This is a genomic window from Chryseobacterium sediminis, from assembly GCF_008386505.1.
In the GTDB taxonomy this organism is placed as follows: Bacteria; Bacteroidota; Bacteroidia; order Flavobacteriales; family Weeksellaceae; genus Chryseobacterium; species Chryseobacterium sediminis.
Genome location: NZ_VUNZ01000001.1, coordinates 2,388,665 through 2,410,297 on the forward strand (window position 1 = coordinate 2,388,665; position 21,633 = coordinate 2,410,297).

General features: G+C 34.9%; 21 protein-coding genes and 1 pseudogene. 20 read left to right on the top strand and 2 right to left on the bottom strand.

Going from position 1 to position 21,633, the window contains the following annotated elements; translation table 11 throughout:
• Nucleotides 1-106: 106 nt before the first annotated feature.
• The 4 genes from FW780_RS10780 (at nt 107) to FW780_RS22720 (ending at nt 3,960) form a co-directional block, all read left to right on the top strand.
• Complete coding sequence (locus FW780_RS10780) at nt 107-685, top strand: HupE/UreJ family protein (protein ID WP_047435205.1); 579 nt, start codon at nt 107-109, stop codon at nt 683-685.
• A 67-nt stretch (nt 686-752) separates the two neighbouring features.
• Nucleotides 753-3,140, top strand: coding sequence for a M1 family metallopeptidase (locus tag FW780_RS10785; protein ID WP_149833579.1), 2,388 nt, complete (start codon nt 753-755; stop codon nt 3,138-3,140).
• A gap of 286 nt (nt 3,141-3,426) precedes the next feature.
• Nucleotides 3,427-3,564: a hypothetical protein gene (locus FW780_RS22400; protein WP_167510676.1), complete on the top strand. Its 138-nt coding sequence runs from the start codon at nt 3,427-3,429 to the stop codon at nt 3,562-3,564.
• A gap of 261 nt (nt 3,565-3,825) precedes the next feature.
• On the top strand, nt 3,826-3,960 hold the full coding sequence (locus FW780_RS22720; protein WP_262714032.1) for a hypothetical protein: 135 nt from the start codon (nt 3,826-3,828) through the stop codon (nt 3,958-3,960).
• 51 nt (nt 3,961-4,011) lie between these two features.
• On the opposite strand, the gene FW780_RS10790 is transcribed toward FW780_RS22720, so the two are convergent.
• Both FW780_RS10790 and FW780_RS10795 read right to left on the bottom strand, forming a co-directional pair.
• Nucleotides 4,012-4,710 (bottom strand): LytR/AlgR family response regulator transcription factor, encoded by a 699-nt coding sequence (locus FW780_RS10790; RefSeq protein WP_149833580.1) that lies wholly within the window; start codon nt 4,708-4,710, stop codon nt 4,012-4,014.
• Nucleotides 4,703-5,671 carry a sensor histidine kinase gene (locus FW780_RS10795; RefSeq protein ID WP_241676884.1) on the bottom strand — a complete coding sequence of 323 codons (969 nt, stop codon included), beginning with the start codon at nt 5,669-5,671 and terminating at the stop codon, nt 4,703-4,705. Before FW780_RS10795 ends, FW780_RS10790 begins: the two co-directional genes overlap by 8 nt.
• A gap of 382 nt (nt 5,672-6,053) precedes the next feature.
• Here FW780_RS10795 and FW780_RS10800 point away from each other — a divergent pair, with 382 nt between their 5' ends.
• From FW780_RS10800 to FW780_RS10875, 16 genes and pseudogenes are all read left to right on the top strand, one after another.
• Complete coding sequence (locus FW780_RS10800) at nt 6,054-6,659, top strand: DUF2490 domain-containing protein (protein ID WP_241676885.1); 606 nt, start codon at nt 6,054-6,056, stop codon at nt 6,657-6,659.
• Nucleotides 6,660-6,685: 26 nt separating this feature from the next.
• A complete protein-coding gene (locus tag FW780_RS10805) occupies nt 6,686-7,972 on the top strand; it encodes a CitMHS family transporter (protein ID WP_149833582.1) in 1,287 nt (428 codons plus the stop codon).
• A 34-nt stretch (nt 7,973-8,006) separates the two neighbouring features.
• Entirely contained in the window at nt 8,007-9,218 is a 1,212-nt protein-coding gene (locus tag FW780_RS10810) for a cation:dicarboxylate symporter family transporter (protein ID WP_241676886.1), read from the top strand.
• Nucleotides 9,205-10,005, top strand: a complete 801-nt coding sequence (locus FW780_RS10815) for a TerC family protein (RefSeq protein ID WP_149833583.1) — start codon at nt 9,205-9,207, stop codon at nt 10,003-10,005. Before FW780_RS10810 ends, FW780_RS10815 begins: the two co-directional genes overlap by 14 nt.
• Before the next feature lie 115 nt (nt 10,006-10,120).
• Complete coding sequence (locus tag FW780_RS10820; protein WP_034696138.1) at nt 10,121-10,399, top strand: co-chaperone GroES; 279 nt, start codon at nt 10,121-10,123, stop codon at nt 10,397-10,399.
• 95 nt (nt 10,400-10,494) lie between these two features.
• Entirely contained in the window at nt 10,495-12,120 is a 1,626-nt protein-coding gene (groL, locus tag FW780_RS10825) for a chaperonin GroEL (RefSeq protein WP_149833584.1), read from the top strand.
• Between the two features lie 275 nt (nt 12,121-12,395).
• Complete coding sequence (locus FW780_RS10830; protein ID WP_149833585.1) at nt 12,396-14,465, top strand: YCF48-related protein; 2,070 nt, start codon at nt 12,396-12,398, stop codon at nt 14,463-14,465.
• A gap of 42 nt (nt 14,466-14,507) precedes the next feature.
• Nucleotides 14,508-14,708, top strand: a pseudogene (gene groEL / locus FW780_RS10835) (chaperonin GroEL); the annotation flags it as partial.
• Between the two features lie 169 nt (nt 14,709-14,877).
• Nucleotides 14,878-15,108, top strand: coding sequence for a hypothetical protein (locus tag FW780_RS10840; RefSeq protein WP_149833586.1), 231 nt, complete (start codon nt 14,878-14,880; stop codon nt 15,106-15,108).
• Between the two features lie 226 nt (nt 15,109-15,334).
• Nucleotides 15,335-16,099, top strand: coding sequence for a hypothetical protein (locus FW780_RS10845; RefSeq protein WP_149833587.1), 765 nt, complete (start codon nt 15,335-15,337; stop codon nt 16,097-16,099).
• A 215-nt stretch (nt 16,100-16,314) separates the two neighbouring features.
• A complete protein-coding gene (locus tag FW780_RS10850) occupies nt 16,315-16,860 on the top strand; it encodes a hypothetical protein (RefSeq protein WP_149833588.1) in 546 nt (181 codons plus the stop codon).
• Between the two features lie 68 nt (nt 16,861-16,928).
• A complete protein-coding gene (locus FW780_RS10855) occupies nt 16,929-18,104 on the top strand; it encodes a Kelch repeat-containing protein (RefSeq protein ID WP_149833589.1) in 1,176 nt (391 codons plus the stop codon).
• Nucleotides 18,105-18,212: 108 nt separating this feature from the next.
• Nucleotides 18,213-18,692 (top strand): ecotin family protein, encoded by a 480-nt coding sequence (locus FW780_RS10860; protein ID WP_149833590.1) that lies wholly within the window; start codon nt 18,213-18,215, stop codon nt 18,690-18,692.
• Nucleotides 18,693-18,711: 19 nt separating this feature from the next.
• Entirely contained in the window at nt 18,712-19,806 is a 1,095-nt protein-coding gene (locus tag FW780_RS10865; RefSeq protein ID WP_149833591.1) for a hypothetical protein, read from the top strand.
• A 70-nt stretch (nt 19,807-19,876) separates the two neighbouring features.
• Nucleotides 19,877-20,536, top strand: a complete 660-nt coding sequence (locus FW780_RS10870) for a DUF2461 domain-containing protein (RefSeq protein ID WP_149833592.1) — start codon at nt 19,877-19,879, stop codon at nt 20,534-20,536.
• Between the two features lie 151 nt (nt 20,537-20,687).
• Nucleotides 20,688-21,476 carry a hypothetical protein gene (locus tag FW780_RS10875; protein WP_149833593.1) on the top strand — a complete coding sequence of 263 codons (789 nt, stop codon included), beginning with the start codon at nt 20,688-20,690 and terminating at the stop codon, nt 21,474-21,476.
• Nucleotides 21,477-21,633: the final 157 nt, after the last annotated feature.

Sequence of the window (21,633 nt, forward strand, 5' to 3'; positions counted from 1 at the left end):
ATAAATAAATTTAACAATTAACAAATAACAAGCATAAAATTAAATCAAATAATAAAATTAATAACATTTTAACAAAATATTTAAAATATAAAATTTTTTAACCAAAATGCAGGATTTTCTTTTTTATTTAAACCTTGGATGGGAGCATATTATTTCTTTGGATGCCTTAGATCATCAATTATTTGTTCTGGCATTGATTGCTGTTTATTCTTATAGTGACTGGAAAAAAATTCTGATTCTTGTTACCGCTTTTACCATCGGGCATTCCATTACGTTAGCTTTAAGTATCCTCGACGTCTTCAGAGTTCCGTCTGACTGGGTTGAGTTTTTAATTCCCCTGACGATTGTACTGACTTCATTGGATAATATTATCATGAAAAATCAAAAACAAACTTTGATGCGGGCCAATTACTATCTTGCGCTGATCTTTGGTCTGGTACATGGAATGGGATTTGCCAACACTGCACGAGTAATGATTGCAAAAAGTCAAAGCATTGCTTTACCTCTTCTGGGATTCAATATTGGTTTAGAACTTGGCCAAATTGTAATTGTTGCTGCGATCTTAATCATCCTGTTTATTTCACTCAACCTTTTTAAAGTAAATAAAAAAGACTGGATTCTCTTTGTTTCTTCCGGAGTATTTGCTTTATCCTTAAAAATGACTTTGGAAAGGATTCCTTTTTAAAAGTTAAATATTTCTATTATTTTAAGAGCTTATTCCTATCTTTGATCATTAATAAATCATTTCGGTTATGAAACTAAAAGTTATTATACTTTCATTTTCTGTATTTGCATATACAGGTTTCACCGCACAAAATATTCAGAATAACCCAGGCAGCAACCATGGCAACAAGTTTGAGCAGCTTGGAACAATTCTTCCAACACCCAATATTTACAGAACAGCTTCAGGAGCCCCAGGACACGGATACTGGCAAAACAGAGCTGATTATAACATTTCCGCGTATCTGGATGAGGATAAAAGAAATCTGAAAGGCTCAGAAACGGTGACTTATTACAATAATTCTCCGGATGATCTGGATTATATCTGGCTGCAGCTTGATGAAAACGAACATTCAAGCATCAGAAATGCAGGATACGATGCTTCCTCTGTTCTTCGTCCTTCAACGACTGATCAGCAGCTTAAGGCAACAGAACTTCCTGTAAAAGACAATGGTTATGGAGTTATCCTTGAAAAAGTAACGGATGCTTCAGGAAATACACTGAAGTATACCGTCAACAAAACCATGATGCGTATTGATCTTCCTAAAGTTTTGAAAAAGGGTGAAAAATTCGTTTTCAAGGTAGACTGGAATTACAATATTTCCAACAGAATGAAGATGGGAGGCCGTGGCGGTTATGAAAATTTCCCTGAAGACGGTAATGATCTTTATACAATGACACAATGGTATCCAAGAATGTGTGTATACAGTGACTTCCAGGGATGGCAGAACCATCAGTTTACCGGAAGAGGTGAATTTGCACTGGTTTTTGGAGATTTTAAAGTATCCGTGAATGTTCCTTCCGATCATATTGTAGGTGGAACAGGAGAATGTAAAAATTACGATCAGGTATTAACTTCTGATCAGCTATCAAGATACAGAAAGGCTGAAAATGCCTCTGAACCTATCGAAATCGTAACGTTGGATGAAGCTAAAAAAGCAGAAAAAAATCATTCCAAGCAAAGAAAAACATGGGTTTTTGAAGCTAAGGATGTTCGTGATTTTGCATGGACCTCTTCCAGAAAATTTGTCTGGGACGGAATGCGTGTAACGATTCCTGAAAATAACAATAAAGTAATGGCAATGAGTTTCTATCCAAAAGAATCTTATGGTCTTTACAGAAAGTTTTCCACAAAAGCAGTTGCTCACACCATTAAAACCTATTCAGAATTTACTATTCCTTATCCATATCCTGTCGCACAGTCTGTAGAAGCTGCCAACGGAATGGAATATCCGATGATCTGCTTCAATTTCGGAAGAACTGAAAAAGACGGAACATATTCTGAAGGAACTAAGAACGGAATGCTGGGAGTAATTATTCACGAAGTGGGTCATAACTTCTTCCCAATGATCATCAATTCTGATGAAAGACAGTGGGCATGGATGGATGAAGGTCTGAACACGTTTACAGAATATCTTACTGAAGAAAAGTGGGATAATAAATTCCCTTCCAAAAGAGGACCAGCGTGGACGATCGTAGATTATATGAAACTACCGAAAGATCAGCTGGAACCTATTATGAGCAACTCTGAAAATATAGTTCAGTATGGTCCGAACGCGTATTCAAAACCTGCAACAGGATTGAATATTCTTCGTGAAACGATCATGGGAAGAGAGCTTTTTGACAAAGCTTTTAAAACTTATGCTAAAAGATGGGCTTTCAAGCATCCTGAACCTGCAGATTTATTCCGTACCATGGAAGATGCCAGCGGTGAGGATCTTGACTGGTTCTGGAGAGGCTGGTTCTACGGTACAGATCCTGTAGATATTGCTATTGATAAAGTAACAGTAGCCGTTCCAAATCTTGAAACCGACCCTAAAGCCGCAGCTGAAGTAAAGTATCAGGTTGAAAAACCATTAGTAAACAGTTTTGAAGATCTTTCAAAAATCAGAAACAGAGAAGATAAGAATATTAAATTCTATGTAGATACTGATAAAGCTGCCCAGGATTTCTATTATAAATATGACAGAGGTCAGGAAAAAGTTGATAATAATAAGGAATACACCATCAAAACAGAGGCTGGTCTTCCTTTAGATGCCAAGGATAAAGAGAAGTTCAAAAATATTACAGGATATCAGATTGATTTTGTAAACAAAGGTGGACTGGTAATGCCGATCATTCTTGAGTTCACTTTTGAAGACGGCTCAAAATTGTATGATAAATCTGCAGCACAGATCTGGAGACTGAATGAGCAAAAGGTTTCAAAGACGTATTATTTTGACAAGAAAGTAAAATCTATTCAGCTTGATCCAATGAGAGAAACTGCTGATATTGATACCAATAATAACTTCTGGAGCAGCACAGGATCCGGTACTGAAACTTCAAAATTCCAACTCTTTAAACAAAAACAGGAAGGAGGATCTGTAAGAGGAGGCTCAACCGGAAAGGTAAATCCAATGCAGGCCGCAGGAAAGAGTTAAAAATCAAAAAGTTGTAACTTTTAACAAATACAGCACTACTTAGCAGTAAAGATGATTTAAACATTCTTTTTACTACTAAGTAGTGTTTTTTTTGTTTAAAATCTGGTCATCCAAAAATTTATGAAACCATTCAGAAATTCTTAAGATACCAACTCCTCTTTCTTGTCTACCAAAAACATAACAGCCTGTCTTAAAAAGCTTTATATTTGATTTACGATAAACACCAAGTGTCAAAAACCTGATTGACAATAAATGTTCAGGATTAAAAAAAACAAAAATATTACTTATGAAAAATGCCAAATTACTAAGCAGAGATGCTCAGAAAACCATCAATGGCGGAATTGCTGCCAGACTTGTATGCTGCGAACGCGACGACAACGGAAAATGTATTTTATGGATTGGGCCGGGATACAACTGCCCTTAGTTCTATCATCTGATAACAATTTTGAAAAAAGCCGGAAATTTCCGGCTTTCTCTTTTTATATTCTCAACTCTGTATTTTTATTTCACTATTGAATAAAAATCCATTAATAATTGATAGTCAAAATTTTATTTAAAAAAACATTAATAAATATATCACACAATTAGGAAAAATAGTATCTTTGATCCACTTCTTTTACACCAAATGTCAAAATCCTGATTGACTTTAAATGCTCAGGATGTACAAATCAAAATATTACTAACTATGAAAAACGCTAAATTATTAAGCAGAGATGCTCAGAAATCAATCAGTGGCGGAGCAGCAGGACGCTTTTGCTGTGAGTACAATTACAAAGGGCAATGTATCCTTTGGATCGGACCGGGACAGTATTGCCCTTAGTTCTGTCATCAGATAACAATTTTGAATAAAGCCGGAAATTTCCGGCTTTTTTTAGTTTAAGTGTGCTATTAAATTCTTTTTATAGGTTCTCCCCAACGGAAGTTCCTCTCCATTTTTCAGGAAAACATGGCCGGAATTATAAGAATTGATGTGATCTGATAATACGATATAAGATTTATGGATTCTGATAAACCCGAAATGCTGAAACTTCTCTTCAAAATTTGACATTCTTTCCAGAATCATATACTTTTTCAATGGTGTCATCAGGACAATATATTCCCCAAATCCCTGTATCCAGAGAATATCTTTTAGAAAAACTTTATTCATCACATAATTGGATTTGAACATAATAAAGTCTTCTTGCTGCTTATTACTTGCTGAACTTTTAAACTGAACAAAATCCCGTGCTTTGTTTACTGCTTTTTTAAACGTATCAAAATCTACAGGTTTGATAAGATAATGAACCACATCCAGTTCAAAAGCTTTCACCGCATATTTTGTTTCCAACGTAAGGAAAATACACAGCGGCGGGTCAGGAAGCTGCTGCAAAAGCTCTACTCCATTGATCCCAGGCATGTTGATATCGAAAACAACCAGATCTACTTTATTGGTCTTTAGAAAAGCCAGTGCTTCTTCCGGTTTCTGAAATGAAGCCAGCAGTTCAACATCTTCAAGCTGATCACAATATTGTTTTACAAGCTGTAATGCAGGATACTCATCATCTACATTAACGATAGTCAGGTTAGCCATTTATAATAATTGTTAAAGCAATTTTATATTGATCATTTTCTTTCGGCCCGGAATAAAATTCATACTGATCAGGATAAAATTTTTCCAATATATGAATAATTGCTTCATTACCCAATCCGTGATAATCAGATTCAGTTGCATAAGTTCTATCTTTCTCTACAGAATTTATAATTTCAAAATACAGTTCAGAGCGCTCAATATTACAGAATAATTTTATAAAACCATGAGCATCTTCTCCTATTGCGGAATGTTTTAATGCATTTTCAAATAAAGTAAGAAGTATCGCAGAGGGGATTTCAGCAATATCAAATTCTTCCTGCTCTTCAATATCCATGACAATATCAAGCTGGTTATTATATTTCAGCTGATACAACGCAGCAAGCGCTTTTAATGAAGAAAATTCCTGGGAAACGGTTACTTTTTCTTTTCCACTGTCATAAATAATATACTTCAGAAGCCTGCTCAACTGCAAAATAGAATCTGATGTCTTCTCAGAATGGGTAAAACTGTTCGCGTATATATTATTAAGCGTGTTCAATAAAAAATGAGGGTTTAGCTTAGACTTCAGTAAATCAAGATAAAGCTGATCTTTCTCTTCTCCAAGGCTGATCACATCCTGTTCTATTAAAAATTTGTCTTTGGTAATCCCCAGAAAAGATCCCACCAGAATGACGACCCCCTGCGAAATGTACACATTATACAGAAAACCTACATGATACCCTTTTCCGCTGAAATCCATCTGAAAGACTGCAGGCTCCCACAAAATTCTGAAAAGACTGGACACCAAAAAGCAGATTAAAGCATAGAGGATAAACTCCGGATACTTATTGGATAAATAGAACCGGGGAACAAGATAATAGTACACCAGATAATAAATTCCAACATTGAAAATTGTATTCAAAATAATGCTTATTACCAGCTGAGTTGAATCCAGGAAGTAGTTTTCGGTGAAATAAGTCATCAAAATGAAGACAAAAAGGAAAAAAATGTGCTGAAACCTCAACAAAAATTTCCAACGATACTTCATAAGGCTTTCCAGAACTTTACCACTAAATAAAATCCTGATAATCAATAATATAATAATAAAATTAATGATTAAAAACATAGTCCATACCGAATTTTGAAACGCATCAAATATAATATCTTTTTGTCTCAAAATGCAGTTCGTTGAGAAAAACTGTCATTGATTGAAAAAATCTAACCCCGCTCTCCTGAATAAATATATTTGAGAAACCGCAATATTAATCCAATATTACATGAAACTTAATATACAATTAACGCTTATTTTATCATTTTGCTTGATAAATGGCCTTTTATACAGTCAGAGCAAAGACAATTACAATATGTGGTTTCAGTACCTGATGTCGGCAAAGATTACCGATAAAAGTACTTTAACCGCGCTTACCCAGTACCGTTCCTTCGATCTGGCTTATGACACAAGGCTTTTTCTGGTGAATGCCTATGTAGATTATGAAGTGGTGGAAAATATAAAACCTGCCGCAGGAGCTATGTTTTTAATTCTTGAATCTTATAATGCTGATGATTCTAAAAAAATAAGATATGAGAAAAGACCTTTTCAACAGGTAACCGCTGATTATTACATCGGAAGAACATCAATTTCCAACAGGCTTAGAGTGGAAGAACGTTTTATCAGCAATCCTGATGAATTTGAAGTAAGAATCCGTTATCTGATCTCTGTCCGGATACCTTTCAATAAAAAAGGAGAAAAGGAAAAACTCTATGGCATTCTTAAAAATGAAATAAGAATGAATGTTGATAAGCTGGAACCTTTTGACAGCAATCGTATTACAGCAGGCCTTGGAATAAAATTAGGAAAAAATTCTGCGTTAGAGCTTGCCTTTATCAATCAGCTGGAAACCAAAAAAACAAGTAATTACGGGTTTATAGGTTTCAGAAACAATTTTGACTGGAGAAAAAAGAAACAATAATACCTCATTAATATTTACATACAACTATGCTTACATTTCTTGGTTTTTTAATGATTTTCATCTTCATGATTCTCATCATGAACAAAAAGATGACTCCGCTTACCGCTTTGGTACTTGTACCTGTACTAATTGCTGTAGTGGCAGGATTCGGGCCTGACCTGGGAAAAATGATGAAAGAAGGGGTAAAAGAAATAGCACTTACGGGGGTTATGCTGATTTTTGCCATTCTGTATTTCAGTCTGATGATTGATACAGGACTTTTTGAGCCTCTTGTGAATGCCATACTAAAAGCTGTGGGAGATAATCCTGTAAAAACAACCATCGGAACCGCCCTTCTCACCACTTTAGTTTCTTTAGACGGCGATGGTTCTTCCACTTATATTATTGTAGTGGCAGCATTACTCCCACTTTATAAAAAACAGGGGATGAACCCTCTGGTCCTAACCTGTATCATTATGCTCGCTGGTGGTATTATGAATATTTTACCATGGGGTGGTCCTACCGCAAGGGTAATGAGTTCCCTTAAACTGGGACATACGGAAATATTTGTTCCTATGATTCCGGTCATGCTGGTTGGTCTGGTATGGGTATTCTTTGTTGCCTATATTTTAGGGGTACGGGAGAAAAAAAGAATAAGCAAGCACGGAAAATACACCAAATACAGCGGACAGGATATTGCCGGCGAGAATGATCCTGCATTAAGACGTCCAAAACTTATTATTATCAACCTGATTCTGACTATCATTCTGCTTTGCGTGATGATTCTGGACATTATTCCTTTGGGAATTGCCTTTATGATTGCCTTTTGTATAGCTTCTCTGATTAATTATCCGAAGCTGAAAGACCAACAGAAAATCATTTCAAAACATGCAGGAAATGCTTTATCTGTAGCTGGTATGATCTTCGGAGCTGGAATTTTCACAGGAATCCTGAATGGTACCGGAATTATGAATGCCATGGGAAACAGCATTATCAGTATCGTTCCTAAAACCTGGGGCGGGTATCTAAATGTAATTACAGCTATATTCAGCGTACCGCTTACTTTTTTCCTTACTAATGATGCTTATTATTTCGGAATACTGCCTGTGATTACCGCAACCGGCAGCCAGCTGAATATTCCTCCGGACATTTTAGGACGTGCAAGTCTTGTGGGACAGGCTTCTCATTTATTAAGTCCTTTGGTTCCTTCCACTTATCTGTTGGTTTCACTGGCGGGTGTTGAATTCTCCGATCACCTGAAATTCACCTTAAAATGGGCCATAGGATCATCAATCGTAATGTTGCTGAGTGCATTGGTTCTTGGTATTATATAAGGTTATATCTTTGAATTATCATATAAAAAAGTAGATGATGAAACCTTTTAAGCAAAAAACATTTACAGACTCCTATTTAAGAAACCTTACCCTTTATGTGTTCACGGCTATTATCTGTGGAGCATTAACCGGTTATTATTTTCCGGAAGTCAGTAAACATCTGGAAACGGTAAGCAGTTACTTTTTCACGCTTCTTGAGGTTTTGATTATCCCCGTAATTTTCATTGCCGTAACGTATGGGGTAAGCTATATTTTCAGTACTAAAAATGCATTTAAAATTGTAAGCCAGATGGTGATCTATTTCTTAATCATTACTTCCATCAGTATTTTATTGGGAATCGGATCTGGTCTTCTTTTAAAACCGGGAGCCAATACAGGAATTGTAATTTCTTCTCATAAAGCACTTCCGGAAAGATTTTTAGCAAAAACTACAAATCCTTTACACATCAGCAATTATGTACTGTTTCTTTTAATATCCATATCGGCAGGAGTCCTGATTGGCCTTTCAAAGAAAAAGAATAACATTCTTAAAGTTATAGACACAGGAAGAAACTTGTTTTTTAAACTTATCAAGTATGTCTATATATTTCTTCCGATAGTCATTTTCTGTAATATTGCTTATGGAATTTCAGTATATGGAATTAATACTTTATTACCATTAAGTAAGATTGTTGCCACAGTATATCTTACGAGTGTATTTTTTATTTTCGGGATATTGGGGGTTATAACAGCTTATTTTAAAATTAACCTCTGGGATTTTTTAATCAGCATCAAAGAAGAAATTATTCTGGTGGTAGCAACTTCTTCTTCCAAAATGGCATTCCCTATGATCTTTGATAAAATGGAATCACAGGGTTATGACCGGAAAATTCTCCGTCTTATCATTCCTCTCGGGTACAATTTCAATCTGGCGGGGGCCTGCATCTACCTTTCCATCTCATGTATTTTCCTTATCCAGTTCTATAATATACCTCTTACGGTAAAAGATTATTTCTGGCTTTTTATAACGATTTCAATTGCTTCTAAAACTGCTTCGGGAGTACCCGGATCAGGCTTTCTTGCCCTGATGTTTACCTTAAGTCGGTTTGGAAAAATCCCTACCACAGACCTTGCTCTGTTATACAGCGTAGACCGCTTTATGAATGAAGCCAGATCTGTTACCAATTTCATAGGCATTTCAGTTTCTGCTGCCATTATTTCAAAACTTAATCAAAACACTATTTCTTTAAAAAATGATATTTCCTGATTTTACCCAACTTTTCAATGACATCTTACAAAACCCTGCACAATCTTTAGCTATTATCGGTAATCTTATCCTGATTGAAAGTCTCCTTTCTGTGGACAACGCCGCAGTATTGGCAACCATTGTAATGGATCTGCCGGAACATCAAAGAAAGAGAGCTTTAAAATATGGTATCCTTGGAGCCTATGTGTTTCGCGGGCTGGCTCTTATTTTTGCATCCGTACTGATTTCTGTATGGTGGCTGAAACCACTGGGAGGATTGTACCTGCTCTATATTTCTTTTGACTGGCTGATCAAAAAGATTAAAAATAATGAAGAAGAAGAAGAAGAAGAAAATCAGGAGGAAAATCCTGACAAAGAATCCAGTTGGTTATACAAAAACTCAATTGGTCTGTTGGGCCATTTCTGGGCTACAGTTGCCATTGTGGAAGTGATGGATCTTGCATTTTCTATTGATAATGTTTTTGCTGCAGTGGCTTTTTCAGACAATCTACTTTTGATTACACTTGGTGTTTTTATAGGAATTTTAGCCATGAGATTCATCGCACAGTGGTTTGTCCGTCTGATGCAGATATTTCCTTTTCTGGAAACGGCAGCTTTTATTGTGATCGCTATTTTAGGAGTTAAATTAAGTTTGTCGCTATATGAACACTTCTACCCCGCTACAGCGTTTGCTAAGTTTTTAGCCAGTCATACGATGGAAATTCTCGTTTCCGCCATTACCGTTCTTTTGTTTGTAGTACCTGTAGTTACCAGTTATCTCTTCGGATTTCCTGCACGCAAAAAATAATTTTTCTGCCAAATTTTCACATTCGGAAATAAAAGTCTGCCATTTCATCCATCAGGGTCTCATGGCATACATTTAGAGAAATACAATGCAGAAATAATTAAAAAATAAATATATTATGTCAGTAAACTTTAAACCATTGGCAGACAGAGTTCTGGTAGAGCCAATCGCAGCAGAAACTAAAACAGCTTCAGGTATTATCATCCCGGATACTGCAAAGGAAAAGCCGCAAGAAGGTACTGTAGTGGCAGTAGGTCCTGGTAAAAAAGATGAGCCTACAACTGTTCAGGTAGGTGACAAAGTTCTTTATGGAAAATATTCAGGTGCTGAATTGAAGCTTGAAGGAAAAGATTATTTAATCGTAAGAGAAGCTGATTTATTAGGAATCATCGGGTAATTTGTAAAAAGTAAAATGTATTCATGTAAAATGATATTTTCAGAATACAAAATCATTAATACATTGTACAAAGTACATTAATACAATAAAAAATTATGGCAAAAGAAATAAAATTCGATATTGAATCAAGAGACGCTCTAAAGAGAGGGGTAGATGCATTGGCTAATGCGGTAAAGGTAACTTTAGGTCCTAAAGGAAGAAACGTAGTAATCGAAAAATCTTTCGGGGCTCCTCACGTAACTAAGGATGGTGTGTCTGTTGCAAAAGAAATCGAGCTTGAAGACAGAGTAGAAAATATGGGAGCGCAAATGGTAAAAGAAGTGGCTTCCAAAACTAATGATATCGCAGGAGACGGTACTACTACCGCTACTGTATTGGCACAGGCTATCGTAAGAGAAGGTCTTAAGAATGTAGCTGCTGGTGCTAACCCAATGGATCTTAAAAGAGGGATCGACAAAGCAGTATCTGCTGTTGTTGAAAACCTTAAAGCACAGTCTCAGGCTGTTGGAGATTCTACAGATAAAGTAAAGCAAGTTGCTTCTGTATCTGCTAACAATGACGAAACTATTGGTGCTTTGATCGCTGAAGCTTTCGGAAAAGTTGGAAAAGAAGGAGTAATCACTGTAGAAGAGGCTAAAGGTATCGATACAACTGTTGACGTTGTAGAAGGTATGCAGTTCGACAGAGGATACCAGTCACCATACTTCGTGACGAACCCTGAGAAAATGTTAGCTGAACTTGAAAACCCATATATCCTTTTAGTAGAGAAGAAAATCTCTTCAATGAAAGAATTACTACCGGTTCTTGAGCCAATTGCACAAGGTGGTAAGTCTCTATTGATCATCTCTGAAGAAGTTGAAGGAGAAGCTTTAGCTACTTTGGTGGTAAACAAACTAAGAGGTTCTCTTAAAATTGCTGCTGTAAAAGCTCCAGGATTCGGAGACAGAAGAAAAGCAATGTTAGAAGATATCGCAATCCTTACAGGTGGACAGGTGATCTCTGAAGAGCAAGGTTTCACTATGGAAAACATCTCTTTGGATATGCTTGGAACTGCTGAAAAAGTAACGATCGACAAAGACAACACTACAGTTGTAAACGGTGGTGGTGACGAAGCGAAAATCAAAGGAAGAGTAGCTCAGATCAAAGCTCAGATGGAAACTTCTACTTCTGATTATGATAAAGAAAAACTTCAGGAAAGACTGGCTAAATTAGCTGGTGGTGTTGCTGTACTTTATGTAGGTGCTGCTTCTGAAGTAGAAATGAAAGAGAAAAAAGACAGAGTAGATGATGCTTTACACGCTACAAGAGCTGCTGTAGAAGAAGGTATCGTTGCAGGAGGTGGTGTTGCTTTAGTAAGAGCAATCTCTTCACTGAACGAACTTTCCGGAGCTAACGCTGACGAAAACACAGGTATTAAAATCGTGAAAAGAGCGATCGAAGAGCCATTAAGACAAATCGTTGCTAATGCAGGTGGAGAAGGTTCTGTAATCGTTGCTAAAGTAGCAGAAGGAACAGGAGACTTCGGATACAACGCGAAAACTGACGAGTATGTTCACATGCTTGAAGCAGGAATCATTGACCCAACTAAAGTAACAAGAGTTGCCCTTGAAAATGCAGCTTCTGTATCTGGAATGCTTCTTACTACTGAATGTGTAATCACTGAAGTAAAGAGCGCTGAACCAGCTATGCCAATGGGTGGGGGAATGCCAGGAATGATGTAATAGCGTAAGCTAAGACAAATTAATATACTAACCGTTCTACTTTGTAGAGCGGTTTTTTTATCTGTATTAGTTTTTTAACTATATTTGGCCCTCTAAATAAAACCATGAAAGCATACAATAAAGTTCTTAATTATACAAACTTTAAACTTGAATCAAAGCTCTAAAAAGATTTAGCAATTAACTAAAATTGCATTCACTCTATTTTTGCTTATAAATATTATATTTCCATGATCATACTTGATCACAATAAAAACGTTATAAAAAGAAAATCATAAATGAAAAAAATACTTTTATTATTTTTAATTACTATCACTTTTAATCAAACATTTTCTCAGACTACTTGGGAGCTATTAAACCCCAAACCAACAACAAATACTGGAAAGCATATTGAATTCGTTTCTAACAATAACGGTTTTATAATTACATCAAATGAACTCCTAGAAACTATAGATTCTGGTACAACTTGGACAAAAAAACAAAATATTACAAGTGGTAATGATATTAGTTTTAAGAATGGGATTGGTTATATTGTAGGGGATTACGGTTATATTTTAAAGTCCATAGATAATGGTGTAAATTGGCAACAAATATCTACTGGGTTTAATACTTCTTTTAATACAGTAAATATTATAGACAATAACACAATTATTCTATCAAGCTCAAATAGTATTATTAAAACACTTGACGGTGGAATTACATGGTTAAATTATACTATTCCAAACGTAGCTGTTGTCAAAACTGCTTTTACAAGTTCTTTGGTTGGACATGCTGTTTGTAATAACGGCAAGATACAAAAGACTATAGATGGTGGAAACACTTGGTACAATACTTATAATACTAATGTAATCCCATCTAACTTTTTCACGGTTTATTTCATAAACCAGAATATCGGTTTTGCTTCAAGAGAACACGATTACTTATTTAAAACCACAGATGGTGGCGAAACTTGGACAGAAATTACAGGATCATTTGAAGCAATGTATGATTTTTACTTTTTAGATGAAAATAATGGTTTTGCTACAGGAGATCATGGAGCAACTTATAAAACCACTAATGGTGGAATTACATGGAGCCAGATTTTTTTCCAAAACGGATACATTGACAATACTTCAATGTATGGCATTTTCTTTCAGGACAGTAACAAAGGCTTTGCCACAGGGGCAAGAGGACGAATAATTAAAACCATAGATGGAGGAAACACATGGACACAACATTCGCCCACCTACAATGATTTCAGGCAACTACAAATAGTGAATAATAATGTTGGTTTTGCATTAACTAATAATCAATTTTACAAAACCAATAATTTTGGTGACACGTGGACATTGGTTGGCACGCTAAATCTTGGCACTTCTGTTAATAGTAGTGATTTCACATTTATTAATGAAAACTTAGGGTATGCAACTACTGGAGGACCATATGGAGGACATGTTTATAAAACAATTGATGGAGGATCAACATGGTCTATATTAAATAATGGAAATGATATTATAGACGAAGGGATAAGTTCAATTTGCTTTTTGGATGGTAATATTGGTTTTATTTCTGGTGGTTTTAACCAAAGAAAAGTCATGAAAACAACAAACGGAGGAAGCAGTTGGACGCAGGTATCAAACCAAGCCTTTGGAAATATTCAGTTTGTAAACTCGCTTGTGGGTTATGCTAATAGAATCGGGAATTATTATGGAGCGATGTATAAAACTACAGATGGAGGTAACACATGGAATCAACTCATTGAATTAGCAGGAAATGGAATCAACTCTTTTCATTTTGTTGATGAAAATAATGGTTACTTTGTGGGAGATAATTCTATATTTTACAAAACAACTAATGGTGGTGCAAGTTGGACACAAATATCAGTTCCTTACGGCTATTATACGTTAACAAAATTTTACACCCCTAATATAGGATATATTGTGAATGAAAATGGTGGAATATACAAAACCATAAATGGCGGAATAAATTGGTCATCATTAACAACTCAGTATAGCTTAAACTCTCTTGAATTAGTTAATAATTATATTTTCACAGCAGGAACAAATGGAAAAATATACAGAAGCTTTACCGGGTATACAGTTTTAGGTACATCAGAAAAAGAAACTGAAAAACAATTTGTTGTATATCCAAATCCTACTTCCGATTATGTCAATGTAAGTTTAAATGGTAAAGCCGAAAAAGTAGAATTATATAGTGCTGATGGAAGGTTTTTAACCCCTAAATTCATTACAAATACAAAAGATTTCATTAAATTAGATATGACTGATTTTTCTCTTGGAATATATTACCTAAAATTAACTTTCAAAAACAACAAATCCTTCACCAAGCAAGTTATTGTAAAAAAATAAAATACAATTACTATTGACACAAATCCTTGCAAAACAATATATTTTGGACACAATGCAAAAATCGACGAATAGTTCAATATACTTGAAGCAGGAATCATTGACCCAACTAAAGTAACAAGAGTTGCCCTTGAAAATGCAGCTTCTGTATCTGGAATGCTTCTTACTACTGAATGTGTAATCACTGAAGTAAAGAGCGCTGAACCAGCTATGCCAATGGGTGGTGGAATGCCAGGAATGATGTAACGGTCAGCGACCGAGGCAAATTAATATACTAACCGTTCTACTTTGTAGGGCGGTTTTTTTGTGGAATATGGTTTCCTGTAATAGAACTTTATAATAATATTTTAAATTAGCTAAATCTATTATGATATTGTTCTCATTATACAATATCAAAAAACTCAACAAATTAAATATGGATATAGCATCAACAATTCCTTATGGAGACTCAACACGACATAATTGTGACAATTGCGGCGCAGAATTAGAAGTTCATGTTGTTAAGCAAAAATCACACAACGAAAAAGAAGAGTATAATTGTCCAGAATGTAACAAACTATTTTATGCAAGAGTTTCTCAGCCTATTCAAAAGATTATAGTCATAAAAAAAAGAACAGATGGTAAAACAGATTTATCGGTAGATTAATTAGTTTTTTATTTTAGTTTTTAGTAATCAAAGTCCGCTCTATTAAGCCTCTCAGCTTTGCACAAGCAAAACAAAATCCGAAGTCTCTCACTTCGGATTCTTTATAATTCCACCATCTAAAATATCCCACTACCATACGATTTTATCGTGTGGCTCGGTTAAAAAATACTGTAACCACACGAAAGGCTTTGTGCGGTAGCAGGGTATTGCTGTAATTCAGGGCTGAATGTTAGCAGTAGAACTATTTGTTTCAGAAATCTTTTTAATTTTGCACGGATTGTGTTTCGGTTGTCCCGAAACTACAGCAATACCCGAAACGTTAGCAGAAATTTTATCATACATCGCTTATCAAGCAAAACTTATGAAATTAAAACCAATTATTATTTTATCATCTGTGCTTTTACTTACAAGTTGCGTAAAAGTTTGGAATCAGATGAGTGAATTGAAGCCACTTGAAGATTACTCTACTCAAAACGCAAATATCCAAGAAAAAAATGCAATGGATGCGAAAATCACTTTCATTAACGATAAAACGATTGATGGAAAAATTAGAGGTCAAAAAAATATAATTTATGGATTTCTAAATGAAACTTCAATAAACAAATTTTTTCAAATTTATGATAAGACAGGAAAAAAAGAATACATCTATTTCCAACTCCTAAAAGAAATGACTATTAAAGATTATAACGGAAACGAAAGAAGATTTGTGAATAGAGGTTCTGAATATAAATCTTTACAGGAGAACTTTTATGATGGAAAAATTAAATGGTTTAGAGAATATTACAATCACGCATACGATGGAAGTGTTCAGATAACAGACCATTTCATCAATGAAAAAAATCAAGAAGTAAACGTTGGCACATTCAATAGTATGAAAAATAAACTGAAAGAAATTACCTCTTCAAAACCCGAATTATCTTCAAAAATTGAAAATACATCAACGTTTGACAAAGAAACTGTTATTAGAATTTTAAAAGAATATGAACAATAAGAAAAATTTCTGATAACATCGGTTTTGCAATATTGGGACGAACCCACGATCCGCAAAGTCTGGAGACTTTGCACCATCATAAAAAACAAAATCCGAAGTCACGCACTTCGGATTCTTTATATCCCACCACCTAAGATACCCCACTTCCCCATTTCCTATCCCCCAGCTTTTACTTATATTTGAGCAATGCTGACGACGTAACACCAAAACAAAATATGGCAACAAAAGAAGAATTCTGGGATAGGAAAAAGAAATTAAATGATGATTTCTTCGTGATGGGCTCCGTGGCCAATCCTGCAACTGAAGAACAAATTAAAAAATATGAAGAAAGCACAGGATTTACCTTCAGTGAAGATGTTAAGGATTTTCTGACCTCATTCGGTTCCTTACTTTTTGAAGTTAAAGAAGAGATCTGGAAACGTCCCCAGGAATTTGATATTCTTCCAAGCTGGAAATTCGGGTATGGATTTTTTGTGTATGGACTTTCGCAGGATGAAGAAATGCCTTCATGGATGGGATTTGAAGAAAAACATCAGGAAGCTCTTGAGTATAAAGAAAGGTCATTGGGACAACTTTTTTTCAAGCGCAGTGGAAATCTCTACAGGGCATATACCGACAACGGAATCATAAAAATTGAGTATGACAAATATGATGAGGAAGATCATGAAGTATTTGAAGGCAATATTTATGATTTTTTAATTGAAGAAATTAATAATTTAGAACAGGATTATCTGGAATACATTAATGAAGGAAAATCCTGATGTATTTGTACACAACCTTATAACTCCTGACTTTACACCTATAAAACAAAAAAACTAAACCTTATACCATGAAAACAAAATTATTATTCCTTACATTTTTGGTCTCAATACTCCCCCAGGCACAAACGCTAAATTTTAAAAATCTCGCCAATATGTCTGTAGGCAGAGGTGCTGCAGCCAGTGTAATTGTGAATGATAATATCTATGTGAGTAATGGATATCAGGACAAGGGTGGTAATGCCAATTATATTGAAAAATATAATATTACGGATAACAAATGGAGCATTCTCAATACTACTCTATTCACCAAAAAATTTGCTAATTCGGAGACTTACAATAATAAAATTTATATTTTTAACGGGTGGGGAAACAGCCATCTCGAAATTGTAGATCTTGCAACCAATACCGTAACGAAAGGAGCTGTTAATCGTTCCTATACAGGAAATGCAGGTTCTGCCCTCCATAACGGCAAAATATATGTATTTGGCGGTAGCGGACTGAATGGAGTGGCAACCACTGTATTTTCTAATAGATTCCAGTATTATGATATTGCTTCAGATACATGGCATCCCTTGCCCAATATGCCCACAGCCAGAGAAACAAAGGGCAAAATTGTGAATGACAAACTTTATGTTATTGGTGGTTTTAACGGTACCTCATCCCGCCTGATCAATGTTTTCGACCTCAACACTAATCTTTGGACCGATCAATATACGATGCCTGCTGCTATATCCGGACATTCTTTAGCAGTATCCGGTAATAAAATTTTCATTGCAGGGGGATATAATAATCAAACTTTTCTGGCCTATTTTGATACTACAACCAATAAATTACATCAGCTGTCATCCAATATGATTCCCAGAAGACATGCTGCATTGGAAGTATATAACAATAAACTATACATCATTGGTGGAAGTACAACGTCTGTCACCAGCTCAGCTATTAAAAGCTTACAAGTGGCGGATATCAGCGAAAATGTACTCGCTGCAAATACGGACAATGATAATGGGACATTGGAGAAAAAGGTTCATACCAATGCAGACAGAGATGGTTTTGTAATCAGTAATAAAAATAACAGCAATCAATTTGAATACACTGTTTACTCCACGGACGGAACCCGGATCACCAAAGGTTTTGCCTACTATAATAAAACGATAGATTTATCAAGAGTAAGACGCGGAAATTATATCTTCAGTTATAAAGATGAGAAAGGGGTTTTGCAACAGATTAAGGTTTTCAGATAATAATAACCTTAAACCTTATGATCAACTTCATCATGTGTTTCAAAAAATAATCCGGCGACAAATCAATGCAGAAGGCATAATTCAATCATTAAAAAACAAAACTTAAACATGAAAAGTGTAATCTTATTCTTTGCTATTTTATATTCATTAAATGTTTATTCACAAGAAAAACCCAATTATCCGGAGCCTGAAAAAGGAATGAAAAGAGTTGATCTTAAACTTCCAAAAATTGAAAATGACAAAGAATATAAAGTTGAAATAAGATTTGGAATTGAAATGGATGTTTCTGAATGCTCAGATATTAATAATTTTAGTTTTAATCGTAAGAATTTAGAAGAATGGTATGGCATATCCCCTTCCAGATTCCCCTATTATGTATTACCAAAAGAAATACCCGTAGAGGTTCTTACCTTTAACAAGCCTAATTGTGATGAAACCAAGAAAGTAAAAAAGAAAGTTTTAAGCTCTCAAAATTTTTTCAGAGAATATAATGGATATTATGCAATTCCATTTTATATTCCTGAAAAATGGACTGTTGAATACAGATTATGGAAAGTAAATAGTGAGTTTAAAAATGTAGAAAAATAACAATACTTGTAAACTACAAATGGAAAGCACCTTTAAAAGCTACGAAGAAACAATAACCAGAAAGCACAGCATTGGTTTTACTCCCAAATACAAAGAAGAATTCAGAACATTTGTCAACGAAACACTTTTCGTTGCCATCGCAGAAAAAACAGTTGAAAAACTGGGCTGGGATCTGGTTTATAAAGGTGATAACAGCATTGAAGCAAAACGTAAAGATGTAGGCTGGATGAATGAACGCTGGACAGAAATTATCACTGCAAGCTATAAAAATGGTGAGGTTACGGTAAAAAGTGAATCATTAGGTAACGAAATTTGGGATAACGGCAAAAACTCTAAAAGAGTTAAATTATTTATTTATGCTTATCAGGAAACCTTAAAAACATTCAATCTACAAGCACTTAAGGATCTCGAAAAGGAAATAGAAAGAAAAAATAACTGGGATGATTATATAATTCCGGAAACCTTACCACAACCCAGACCCGTAAGAACTCCGAATATAGCAATACCGATTATTGGAGGCATATTCATTGCTTTAATCATGGGCTTTTTGGTAGCATTGCTTTCGCTAAAAGGACTATACTTTATTGGTCTTTTTGAATTCCTTGTAGCAACGGCTCTTGTTTTTGTAATGAAATATTTAATTAAATTTTCAAATTATACTGACATTAACAAACTGCTATACCTGTTGGGGGGAATGGTTGTATTAACCTACATTTCAAATGAATATTTTCAATATGAAATAATTTTGAATTCAAACAATCTGGAAAGAATTGGATTTTGGAATTTTTTAAAAATAAGATTTTTACATGGCTTTACAATTAACAAAATAGATTTAGGCTGGATTGGATGGATCATTCTATGGATTGCACAACTCGGGCTCACAGGTATTTTTGTTTACTTTAAGCTGGTCTCTGCACTTACAAAATATGTCATTGAAAGAGTACCGGTTGAAGTTGTTGATTTTGCATTTTATTATGCCGTTAAAGATAAATCCGAGGAAGAGATCAGAGCTGAACTTGCCAAAAAAGGATGGTCAGATGTACAATCTCAGAATGAAGTATTTGAAGCAATTGGAGGGCATCAAAACGTAGTAACACTGAGTAGAATTAAATAAATTCTTTTGTAATAAAAAAAGAAAATATCATCTTTGACTTAGCAGATCAACTACATTTAATAAAAGATATATGAAAAAAGCATTTGAATTTCTCACTCATTTAAAAGAAAATAACAATAGGGAGTGGTTTGCAAAGCACAAATCTGAATACGACTCAATCGTAAAACAAAACAAAGTTTTTTTTACTCAGATCTACAATGAACTCCAGGAGCATGATCAGCTCAAGGGAATTCATATTTTCAGAATTTACAATGACGTTCGTTTTTCAAAAGACAAAACACCTTATAAACCCTATTTCGGAGTTGGATATTCCCGTTCAAAACCTATGCTGAGGGGTGGATATTATATTCAGCTGGAACCCGGCAACAGTTTTGTAGGCGGTGGCTTTTGGGGTCCGGAAGCTAAGGATCTGCTTCGTATTCGTAAAGAATTTGAAATCAGCAGCACAGAAATTGAAAAAATTATCTCTGACCAGACTTTTATAAAATATTTTGGAGAACTCAAAGGCGATTCTGTAAAAACAGCGCCACGGGGTTTTGATAAAAATCATCCGGCTATAGATTTAATCAGGAAAAAGCAATTTCTGGTGATGCGAAAATTTACGGATAAGGAAGTTTTATCTAACAATTTTCAAAAAGAAATCCTTCTCACTTTATTGGCAATGCGTCCCTTTTTTGATTATATGAGTGAGGTACTTACGACGGATCTTAACGGAGAACTTTTGTTTTAAGCAAACTCTACCGTTCTGAAAACCAAAGCGGTTTTTTATACAATCTACCACAAAAGGGTTATTGACAGGTAAACTTATGCTGAGTAATTTTGGTCATTGAATGTGTAAATAAGGCATTCTCAGAAAATTACTAACCATAAAAACTCACGCCATGTTATCAAATACCGGAACCGTTTCATTGTATCTATACCTATTCTTTATAGTGATAGGTTTGCTGTCCATTTTTATCGCGTATTATCTGATAAAGAAAGGAAGCCTAGATCCTGATAAACTTGAGAAATTTTTAAGCTACTTCAAATGGGTTATCATCACTCTTGCCGTAAGCACTGTCACCTTAATTGTGAGCGACCTCTTCAAGGAAAGAGATCAGGATATTAAAGAACTTGAATATTTTGATAAGTACGTAAATGATGTTAAAAGCGAAGACCGCCCGCTGGTAAGGCTCCAGCTTGCCAAATACCTTTCTATAGTTGCTCCAAGCGGTGAAATGAAAAAATCCTGGACCAATTATTATGACACCATTAAAAAAGAATATGACGACTATATAGAAGCACAGAATAACCTGAAAAAGGATTCAGCGATTGTGAATCCAACTCCCCAACAAATAAAACAAACTGATGAAAACAAAAGAAAAGTAGAATTATTTGAGACTCCTTTATCAAGCAATAATGCTGAATGGTTTATTATAGCAGCAGGTGACAATGATATAAACGGTGCCAATATCAATCTTGACAAAGCAATTAAGATCAATCATAATTCAACTATTATAAAAAAAGGTGGTTCATTCAGAACAGTTCTGATGGGGTATTTTTCAAAAACTGAAGCAGAATCACAGTTAGAAAAGGTCCGAAATGAAGTTAATCCTATGTCATATATTGTCAGAAAAGCTACCTGGTGCAATACAATTGAAAGAGGCAGCGATTGTCTGATCTGTAAATAAAAACATTTAGAAATTTTCATATGCCGTTCTGTTTTTACAGAGCGGTTTTTATTTTGGATTCTTATTAAGAAAGAAAGTCAGATTGAACTTTTAAATACTATTCAGACTTTACAGTGTACAGAATAGTATTTGGAGTACAGAAAAAAAGAGTTCTAAA

Excerpts from the sequence above, each read along its gene's own strand:
- FW780_RS10780 (WP_047435205.1), top strand. The coding sequence starts at position 107 with ATGCAGGATTTTCTTTTTTATTTAAACCTTGGATGGGAGCATATTATT.
- FW780_RS10785 (WP_149833579.1), top strand. The coding sequence starts at position 753 with ATGAAACTAAAAGTTATTATACTTTCATTTTCTGTATTTGCATATACA.
- FW780_RS22400 (WP_167510676.1), top strand. The coding sequence starts at position 3,427 with ATGAAAAATGCCAAATTACTAAGCAGAGATGCTCAGAAAACCATCAAT.
- FW780_RS22720 (WP_262714032.1), top strand. The coding sequence starts at position 3,826 with ATGAAAAACGCTAAATTATTAAGCAGAGATGCTCAGAAATCAATCAGT.
- FW780_RS10790 (WP_149833580.1), bottom strand. The coding sequence starts at position 4,710 with ATGGCTAACCTGACTATCGTTAATGTAGATGATGAGTATCCTGCATTA.
- FW780_RS10795 (WP_241676884.1), bottom strand. The coding sequence starts at position 5,671 with ATGACTTATTTCACCGAAAACTACTTCCTGGATTCAACTCAGCTGGTA.
- FW780_RS10800 (WP_241676885.1), top strand. The coding sequence starts at position 6,054 with ATGTGGTTTCAGTACCTGATGTCGGCAAAGATTACCGATAAAAGTACT.
- FW780_RS10805 (WP_149833582.1), top strand. The coding sequence starts at position 6,686 with ATGCTTACATTTCTTGGTTTTTTAATGATTTTCATCTTCATGATTCTC.
- FW780_RS10810 (WP_241676886.1), top strand. The coding sequence starts at position 8,007 with ATGATGAAACCTTTTAAGCAAAAAACATTTACAGACTCCTATTTAAGA.
- FW780_RS10815 (WP_149833583.1), top strand. The coding sequence starts at position 9,205 with ATGATATTTCCTGATTTTACCCAACTTTTCAATGACATCTTACAAAAC.
- FW780_RS10820 (WP_034696138.1), top strand. The coding sequence starts at position 10,121 with ATGTCAGTAAACTTTAAACCATTGGCAGACAGAGTTCTGGTAGAGCCA.
- groL (WP_149833584.1), top strand. The coding sequence starts at position 10,495 with ATGGCAAAAGAAATAAAATTCGATATTGAATCAAGAGACGCTCTAAAG.
- FW780_RS10830 (WP_149833585.1), top strand. The coding sequence starts at position 12,396 with ATGAAAAAAATACTTTTATTATTTTTAATTACTATCACTTTTAATCAA.
- FW780_RS10840 (WP_149833586.1), top strand. The coding sequence starts at position 14,878 with ATGGATATAGCATCAACAATTCCTTATGGAGACTCAACACGACATAAT.
- FW780_RS10845 (WP_149833587.1), top strand. The coding sequence starts at position 15,335 with ATGTTAGCAGTAGAACTATTTGTTTCAGAAATCTTTTTAATTTTGCAC.
- FW780_RS10850 (WP_149833588.1), top strand. The coding sequence starts at position 16,315 with ATGGCAACAAAAGAAGAATTCTGGGATAGGAAAAAGAAATTAAATGAT.
- FW780_RS10855 (WP_149833589.1), top strand. The coding sequence starts at position 16,929 with ATGAAAACAAAATTATTATTCCTTACATTTTTGGTCTCAATACTCCCC.
- FW780_RS10860 (WP_149833590.1), top strand. The coding sequence starts at position 18,213 with ATGAAAAGTGTAATCTTATTCTTTGCTATTTTATATTCATTAAATGTT.
- FW780_RS10865 (WP_149833591.1), top strand. The coding sequence starts at position 18,712 with ATGGAAAGCACCTTTAAAAGCTACGAAGAAACAATAACCAGAAAGCAC.
- FW780_RS10870 (WP_149833592.1), top strand. The coding sequence starts at position 19,877 with ATGAAAAAAGCATTTGAATTTCTCACTCATTTAAAAGAAAATAACAAT.
- FW780_RS10875 (WP_149833593.1), top strand. The coding sequence starts at position 20,688 with ATGTTATCAAATACCGGAACCGTTTCATTGTATCTATACCTATTCTTT.